General features: G+C 76.5%; 2 protein-coding genes. One reads left to right on the plus strand and one right to left on the minus strand.

Features of this window, described 5'->3' with window-relative positions:
* Nucleotides 1-126 precede the first annotated feature (126 nt).
* Nucleotides 127-1,035, minus strand: coding sequence for a LysR family transcriptional regulator (locus ACFU6K_RS37365; protein WP_380670858.1), 909 nt, complete (start codon nt 1,033-1,035; stop codon nt 127-129).
* 126 nt (nt 1,036-1,161) lie between these two features.
* Here ACFU6K_RS37365 and ACFU6K_RS37370 point away from each other — a divergent pair, with 126 nt between their 5' ends.
* Complete coding sequence (locus ACFU6K_RS37370; RefSeq protein WP_380670860.1) at nt 1,162-2,184, plus strand: FAD-dependent oxidoreductase; 1,023 nt, start codon at nt 1,162-1,164, stop codon at nt 2,182-2,184.
* The last annotated feature ends 43 nt before the right edge of the window (nt 2,185-2,227 follow it).

The following is a 2,227-nucleotide window of genomic DNA, read 5'->3' on the forward strand; positions in this document are numbered from 1 at the left end:
CCCCCGGGGCATGACGGGGGCGGGCACGGTCTCCCCGCGTCCGGGAACGGCCTCTCCGTGTCCGGGCACGGTCTCTCCGTTGTCCGGGAACGGTCTCTCCGCGTCCGGGCCGGCTCACCGGTCCGGTCAGTCGCCCGCGGACCCCGCGAGCGGCGGGGCCATCGCCAGCAGCAGTTGGACGGCCGGGGGAGCCGTCCGCGGATCGTGGGCCAGCCCCAGGGTGACGGTCGGCACCGGGGCCGTCAGCCGGCGCAGGCAGACGCCGGGTATCCGGAACACCCGGGCGCGGCCCTCGGGGATGGGCGCGATGCCGTACCCCGCCGCCACCGCCAGCAGGAGCTGCTCGTCGTCCGGCTCCTCCCGCACGATCCGCGGCGACCGGCCCGGCCACAGCTGCCCGGTGATCAGCGCGTGCATCCCGGGTCCGTTCTGGCGCGGCCACAGCACCACCGGCTCGTCCGCGATCCGGTGCCGGGCGATCCGGGCCCGGGTGCGGGCGAGCGGATGGCCGGCCGGCACGGCGAGCAGCAGCTCCTCCTCGGCGACGATCCGGCAGTCGAGCCCGGGGACGTCCAGCGGCGGCCGGACGAACGCCGCGTCCAGCCGCCCGGCGAGCAGCTCGGCGACGTTGTGCGAGGTCCAGCCGGTCTGCAGGGCGACGTCCAGGCGCGGGTAGCGGTTGCGGAACTCCGTCACCAGGGCGTCGCAGACCCCGCCCCGGGCCGAGCGGGTGTACGCCACCCGCAGCCGCCCCTCCCGCCCCTGGACCACCGCCGCGACCCGCTCCTCGGCCGCCGCCACCTCCCGCAGCACCCGCCGGGCCTCCTCGGCGACCGCGCGCCCGACCGGGGTCAGCGCGCAGCCCTTGCTGGTGCGCTCGACCAGCTCCACGCCCAGCTGCCGCTCCAGCGCCTTGACCTGCTGGCTCAGCGCCGGCTGCGCCACGTGCAGCCGGCGGGCGGCCCGGGTGAAGTTCAACTCCTCGGCCAGCACCGAGAAGTAGCGCATGCGCCGCAGATCCATCCGCAGATCCATCCGGCGATGATAAGGGCGGCTTATCGCTTCCGGACAGAACCGGTCTTGGACGGCGTCCGGCGCGAGCCGCTTTCCTGGGGAGGGCCGCCGGCACCCGGCGGGCGGCCTTCGAGGGAGGGGTCCGCGATGGGCGGCACGATGGACGGTGTGACGGGCGGCACGATGGACGGTGTGACGGGCGGCGCGGTGGACGGCGTGATGGACGTCGTCGTGGTCGGGAGCGGGATCATCGGGCTCACCACGGCGATCCGCCTCCAGGAGAGGGGGCTTCGGGTCGTCGTGGTGACGGCCGACGGCCTGCTGTCGACGACCTCGGCGGTGGCGGCCGCCGTCTGGTTCCCGGTCGCCACGGGCACCGGCGGCGTGGTGGCGGACTGGTCCGCGACGGCGTTCGCCGAGTTCGCCCGCCAGGCCGAGGAGGGCGTACCCGGCGTCTCGATGCGCAGCACCCGGATGCTGGAGCACGAGCGGCAGTCGGCGGGCCTGCCCTGGTGGGGCGACGCCGTCCCCGACCTGCGCCGGCTGACGGCCGCCGAACGGGGAGCGGACTGCGCGGACGGCTGGTCGTTCACCGCGCCCGCCGTCGAGATGCCGCTCTACCTGCCCTGGCTGCTCGGCCGGTTCGTCGACAACGGCGGAGCGATCGTCCACCGCCGTCTCGACACCCTCGACCAGGCCCGCGCCTGGGCGCCCGTGGTCGTCAACGCCACCGGGCTGGGCGCCCGGCAGCTGTGCGACGACCGGGCCGTGCACCCGATCCGGGGCCAGCTCGTCCTGGTCCGCAACCCCGGCCTGCCCACCTCGACCCGGATCCAGGACGACCCGGCCGGCTACACGTACATCCACCCCCGCAGCACCGACGTCGTCCTCGGCGGCACCTTCGAGCCGGACGACTGGAACACCGTCGCCGACCCGGCCACCGCCGAGGCCATCCTCGCCCGCTGCACGGCCCGGATCCCCGCGCTGCGCGAGGCGCGCGTCCTGGGCCACGTCGTCGGCCTGCGGCCCGCCCGCCACGGCGGCCCCCGCCTCGAAGCGGAGCCGGACGGCCGGACCGTCCACAACTACGGCCACGGGGGCGCCGGCGTCACCCTCAGTTGGGGCTGCGCCGACACCGCGGCCGACCTGGCGGCCGCCGCGGTGGGCTGACCCCGCCACGGGTGCGTACCGGCCCCCGAGCGCGCCGTCGCGG

This window comes from Kitasatospora sp. NPDC057512 (assembly GCF_042802135.1).
GTDB lineage: Bacteria > Actinomycetota > Actinomycetes > Streptomycetales > Streptomycetaceae > Kitasatospora.

What these genes read in the sequence shown, in the direction of transcription:
- ACFU6K_RS37370 (WP_380670860.1), top strand. Translation starts at nt 1,162, where the DNA reads ATGGGCGGCACGATGGACGGTGTGACGGGCGGCACGATGGACGGTGTG.
- ACFU6K_RS37365 (WP_380670858.1), bottom strand. Translation starts at nt 1,035, where the DNA reads ATGGATCTGCGGATGGATCTGCGGCGCATGCGCTACTTCTCGGTGCTG.